This window comes from Okeania sp. SIO2B9 (assembly GCF_010672505.1).
In the GTDB taxonomy this organism is placed as follows: domain Bacteria; phylum Cyanobacteriota; class Cyanobacteriia; order Cyanobacteriales; family Microcoleaceae; genus Okeania; species Okeania hirsuta.
Map to the genome: position 1 here is coordinate 1 of NZ_JAAHGK010000432.1, position 5480 is coordinate 5480.

The 5480-nt window shown below is 38.5% G+C and carries 8 protein-coding genes; 5 read left to right on the plus strand and 3 right to left on the minus strand.

From position 1 onward, the window contains the following. Positions 1-12: 12 nt before the first annotated feature. The 5 genes from F6K13_RS16165 to F6K13_RS16180 all read left to right on the plus strand — a co-directional run bounded on the left by F6K13_RS16165 (position 13) and on the right by F6K13_RS16180 (position 1534). Positions 13-141 carry a hypothetical protein gene (locus F6K13_RS16165; protein ID WP_287287841.1) on the plus strand — a complete coding sequence of 43 codons (129 nt, stop codon included), beginning with the start codon at positions 13-15 and terminating at the stop codon, positions 139-141. 124 nt (positions 142-265) lie between these two features. Continuing rightward, positions 266-490, plus strand: coding sequence for an element excision factor XisH family protein (locus tag F6K13_RS35190; protein ID WP_124142682.1), 225 nt, complete (start codon positions 266-268; stop codon positions 488-490). Further along, positions 478-852: a XisI protein gene (locus F6K13_RS16170; protein ID WP_124142674.1), complete on the plus strand. Its 375-nt coding sequence runs from the start codon at positions 478-480 to the stop codon at positions 850-852. The genes F6K13_RS35190 and F6K13_RS16170 overlap by 13 nt, the downstream gene beginning before the upstream one ends. A gap of 98 nt (positions 853-950) precedes the next feature. Then, on the plus strand, positions 951-1085 hold the full coding sequence (locus F6K13_RS16175; RefSeq protein WP_275670252.1) for a hypothetical protein: 135 nt from the start codon (positions 951-953) through the stop codon (positions 1083-1085). Next, the gene (locus F6K13_RS16180; protein WP_124142673.1) at positions 1082-1534 is read left to right on the plus strand and encodes a Uma2 family endonuclease; all 453 of its coding nucleotides are present in this window, start codon (positions 1082-1084) and stop codon (positions 1532-1534) included. The genes F6K13_RS16175 and F6K13_RS16180 overlap by 4 nt, the downstream gene beginning before the upstream one ends. A 240-nt stretch (positions 1535-1774) precedes the next feature. Here F6K13_RS16180 and F6K13_RS16185 read toward each other — a convergent pair whose 3' ends face one another. The 3 genes from F6K13_RS16185 to F6K13_RS16195 all read right to left on the minus strand — a co-directional run. Further along, positions 1775-2527, minus strand: a complete 753-nt coding sequence (locus F6K13_RS16185) for a Uma2 family endonuclease (protein ID WP_124142672.1) — start codon at positions 2525-2527, stop codon at positions 1775-1777. Beyond that, the gene (locus F6K13_RS16190) at positions 2521-2805 is read right to left on the minus strand and encodes a hypothetical protein (RefSeq protein WP_287287839.1); all 285 of its coding nucleotides are present in this window, start codon (positions 2803-2805) and stop codon (positions 2521-2523) included. The genes F6K13_RS16185 and F6K13_RS16190 overlap by 7 nt, the downstream gene beginning before the upstream one ends. Positions 2806-3028: 223 nt before the next feature. Next, the coding region (locus tag F6K13_RS16195; protein ID WP_287287840.1) for a WD40 repeat domain-containing protein at positions 3029-5480 on the minus strand (2452 nt) is incomplete at its 5' end.

The following is a 5480-nucleotide window of genomic DNA, read 5'->3' on the forward strand; positions in this document are numbered from 1 at the left end:
TCTTCTAAACGATTGAGTAAACCAGAATTTGTTAAGAAAGCTGATGCTAAATTTGTAGAGGAAACAAAGAATAATTTAGCCGAGGCAGAAAAACAGGCAGAAATATTACGCGATCGCCTGGTTAAGTTAAAGTCAAATTAAGTTTATTTGGTTGGGTTTAGTTGTTGCTAACCCAACCTTTTATTTTCACAATAAAGAAAACAAAATACTTATCAGTATAAAGATATTTATATAATCATATTTTGAGTTTTTTTGAACTAGAAAGATAGTTAAGGCAGATTTAGAACAAGCTTTAGGACAATATATTCTATATAATGATATATCGAGACTTACCGAACCAGAAAGAGAGTTATATCTGGCTCTTCCATTAACTGCTTTTACAGACCTTTTTGAAGGAGAAAAATATGGTCAAATACTATTGGATAATCACCGATTAAAACTAATTATTTTTAATTTACAAACAGAGGATATTGTCAGATGGATACCATAGAAAACTATCGTCAAATAATTAAACAACTATTGACAGAATATGCTGAAATACCAACTACTGAAAGTGGGATAGAAAATCAAACAATTTTTGACTCAGAAAATGATAGATATATGTTAATTTCTTTAGGTTGGTCTCAAGAAAAGCGAATTCATTACTGTATAATTCATATTGATATTATCGCAGGTAAAATTTGGATTCAAGCCAATAATACTGACTGTTTAATAGCAGAAGAATTAGTTGCTGCTGGAATTCCTGCAAAATCAATTGTTTTAGGAATGCAGCCTCCAGAAGTCAGACCTTATACAGCTTATGGAGTAGGAACAGAAGATAGCGATCGCCTACTTCAGTTAAAGTCAAATTAGGCATATCTGTAGGGGCGAATGGTATTCGCCCTCCCTATTTTTCTTTGCAACTCCATCCAGACTTATCCGTAATTTCATTCTGTAAAATTTCCTCAAAATTGGTAGCTAAATCTGGAGAAGCTGAAAACAGACCAATCAAACCATCTGCTTCTGAATTTATATTTTTAGAAGTAGATTCTAAGTTAGAATCTTGTTGGAAATTGCCAGATTTTATGGAGAAATTATTAATATGATTCCTGAAGAACCAATTCATCGTTTTATCAATCATAGAGCAGTTAAATACTTACGTTATATTTTAGGAAATCTGGCAGAAGTAATGGAAGCACATCCTGTTACTTTAGTTGACTCTGAACCAGAACCTGATATTGCCATTGTTCGTTCTCCCGATACATTATATTTAGACCGTCATCCTTATAGCGAAGATATTTACTGCATTATTGAGATTGCTGATAGTACATTGCAAAAAGATTTAGGAACTAAAAAGAAATTATATGCAAATTCAGGAATAGAAGAATATTGGGTAATTGATGTTGCTAAAAAAAATTTAAAAGTATTTCGTAATTTGATGAATAATGAATATCAAATTGAACAAAACTATCAAGATGGAGTTATTTTTTTCATTGCATTTCCTTCAGTAGAAATTTCAGTCCAAAAAATAATTGGAATTGATGAAAGGGATTAAGTGGGGTGTGTGACGGTATCCTTACCATTAATATTTTTTTTGATTAATTGATGTTGGATAATAATTGTATTTACAGGACTTACGCAAATTAACGTTGAAAACGCCATATGTAGGGGCAAATGGCATTCGCCCTCAGTAGATTTAGTGTCCGTGCATAAGTCGTGATTTAATTAATTTAAGACAAGTGATCGCTCTTTAACAACAACTGCTGCTGGTAGAGCGATCGCCTCTACCGTACTTCTAATTCAACTGGTCTGGATCGATACCCAACTCCCGCAAACGCGCCGCTAAATTTTCAGCTCTTTGTTCCGCTTGCTGCCGCTGAACTTCCGCCTCCAGTCGCCCTTGTCGCTCTTGCTGTAGCTCAAATTCGGCTTCCTGTCGCGCTTCTTCGGAAGTTAAATATCGGTTTCCTTGTTCGTCATACCAATACAACCATTCTCTGGTAACTCCTTGAAATGTTCCTACTTCTGTACCAATACCCAGACCTATTTCTGGCATCCACATGGGGTTGTCTTCTTGTAGTTCATATTTCCCTTCTCCATTGAGACGGTATAGAGTTAATTTGGGTTTGCGTACCCGTAGGGGAGCGTAAATTACATAGTACAACACTCCGTATTGAGCATATTTTCTTTTTTTCTCCTTATATTCACCTCCCGGAGTTTTCGATACTACTTCTAATGCAAAGGAAGGTATTACCCCATTTTCTTCCCAGGTGACATAACTTAAGCGCAAGTTTTCATGTTTAACGCGCTCTACTCCCAGACATAAAAAACCATCTGGTGCAATAGCTTTTTCGTCGGGAGAATAATACCATCCCATATCAATACCAAAAAACCAATCGTTACGGTTTGCCCAAATGTAGGCCAGAATAGATTTTAATAAGTGAGCAATTAAGTCTTGTACTTCGCTATCCACTGGTTTACCGTCTTGATATGGTAATTCTTCCATGGTGGGAAGACGCTTTTGGGTTTGAGAATCTGATGTTAGCATTGTATTGTTTGTTTGTTTTCATTAATTGATGCTTGAAATGGCTTGTATTTCAGTAGTTTAGCATAAGCGATCACTTTTCGATAACAACACAATAAGTTGATATCTGTATGGAGTAGAACACTTTGTAGGTTGGGTTGAGGAACGAAACCCAACAATAATTTTGTATACCCAACAATAAGTTTGTATACCCAACAATAATTTTGTATACCCAACAATGAAGTTTGTATACCCAACAATGAAGTTTGTATACCCAACAATGAAGTTTGTATACCCAACAATGAAGTTTGTATCTGTTGGGTTGCGCTACCGCTTAACCCAACCTACTACGGTATTATAAGTGATTAGTTGAGGAACGAAACCCAACAATAAGTTTGTGTACTCAACAATGAAGTTTGTATCTGTTGGGTTGCGCTACCGCTTAACCCAACCTACGGTATTAATTTAATGTTCTACTTCTAGAAGTCCCCCAATTTTGGGGGATTTAGGGGGCTGCGCACAGCGCTATAGTTCTACTGCTCCTAATGCCGTCAGACTTGCTTTTTGGATATCGCTTAATCCTTTGACTCCCCTAATGTTGGCGTTTTCATAAGGTCTGGGTACTCTCAGGGTTTTGATGCACTCTCCTGTTTTGATGTTCCACAGTTTTATTGTTTCGTCGGCGCTACTACTGGCAATAATTTCACCGTTGGGGTGGAATGCTACTGCTAATACCCAACTCTCATGTCCGCTAAAGGTGGCGTATGCTTGGTGGGTGTTGACATCCCACAAACAGACGGTGTAGTTGTTTCCTCCACTTGCTAATATTTGACTGTCTGGACTGAAGGCGATTTTATAACTCCAGATTTGTTGCCCCTCAAAAATAGCGAGACATTCCTGGGTGCTGACATCCCACAGGCGCACGGTTTGGTCATACCCTCTAGCTGCTAAAAGCTTGCCATCAGGGCTGAATGCAACTGAGTGTATATCGCCTTTATGACCTTGGAAACTGGCACATTTTTCATTCGTAGCAACATCCCACAGTTGAACAGCATAATTGATTCCCGCAGTAGCTATTTTCTTACCATCAGGACTGAAAGCAACTGCAAAAGTTTTTCTAGTATGGTGCTTAGGGAAAGTTTTCAGGTACTGCTTGGTCTTAACATTCCATAATCTGACATAGCGATCGTCTCCTGCACTAACTAATAAACTATTGTCAGGACTAAAAGCAACAGAATACACTTGGTCTATATGTCCGTGCAAAGTTCCTAAACATTCATTGGTATTAACATTCCATAACTTAACTGTCCGATCGAAACTTCCACTAGCTAGAGTTTGACCATCAGGACTAAAAGTAACTGACTGGACACGCTCCTGATGTTCCCGCAAAGTTACCATTACCTCTCCTGTTTCTACATTCCAGAGTCTCACATTATGATCGTCGCTACCACTAGCTAAAGTTTTGCCATCGGGACTAAAAGCGATGGAGCGAATCCAATTATCCCAACCTGCTAAAGTTACTTGGGGTTTGACATCATGAATATTCTCAAGATTCCATATTTTCACCTTTTTATCACTACCACTACTGACTAAAGTCTTGCCATCAGGACTAAAAGCTACCTCTTTTACCCAAGAAGTATGTCCTAGCAAAGTTTTCAGGAGTTGCGGATAATTAGTATGACTAACATCCCACAATTTTGCAGAAAGATCGCCACTTACGCTAGCAAGTATTTTTCCATCTGGGGAAAAAGCCAGCCCTCTGACTTCATTATCATGCGCACGTATAGTAACTGGGTTAGAGATATGATGAAGATCTGCAATATCCCACAGTTTGATAGTAAAGTCAACACTACCACTTGCCAAGATTTTACCATCAGGTTTAAAAGCAAGAGAGCGGAGTGCATCTTTATGTCCTGACAAAGTAGCTAAACATTCACCGTTAGCAACACTCCATAGCCTGATATTTGTGTCTTTACCACCAGTTGCCAAAATTTCTCCACTTGGACTAAAAGTAATTCTACTGAACCAATTTGGGTCTCCTTGTAAAGTTACCAGACATTTGCCATTACTAAGATCCCATAATTGTGGTGTAGCGCCTATGCTAGTAGTAGCTAAGGTTTCAATATTCGGACTCAAAGCAATAGCTTTGAAAAAATTAGGAGCTATAGATAAGCTTTTCAAACATTTACTACTTGTCAAATTCCAAAATTTTACTGTTTTGTAAGAACTAGCACTAACAAGAGTTTGACCGTCAGCAGCAAATTTTATAGCTCTGACTATATGGGTGTGACCTTCCCAAGTCCTGAGTTTTTTACCATCAGCAACTTGCCACAGATGAATTTTGCCAGACTCATCACCTGCTGCCAATAACTTACTATCGGGAGTAAAAGCAAAACACCTGACTGTATTCATATATTCCCTAAAAATACAATCAGCCAAATTTGCCTCAGCAAAATTAACATCCTGCAAACTAGCACAAATAAAGTCAGCTCCCAAAATAACAGACCTACTCAGATCGGAACCTGCCAAACCAAACTTATCAGTCTTCACCAACAAAGTCGCTGCATTCCCACCAACATAACCAACCTCTGCCTCAGTTTTTCCCCTCGTCTCCTCCACAACTTCCCGCAACCTACCACAAACATTCTGCTTTTCCTCCTTCCCTTCCCCTAGACGCAACATCGGCAATAACAAATCCAAAACCGCCTTTGTCAACGGCATTTCTCCCAAAGTCGAACGTAAATTTTCCAGACATTCCCGAGAAAAACTCTTCAGAGGAGGAATAGAAATAACCCCTCCCTTAGCATCCACCTCCCGACGGAAATATTCAGACCAAGTACAATTTTCACCCATTGCCTCCAAATTAACATGAGACTGCATCCGCGCCACCTCCACAAAATCATCAACCAATACCCCCAACTCCGCAGCAAACTTATAAGCAACAAAAAATTCCAACATGGAACGATGAGCAGGAGAA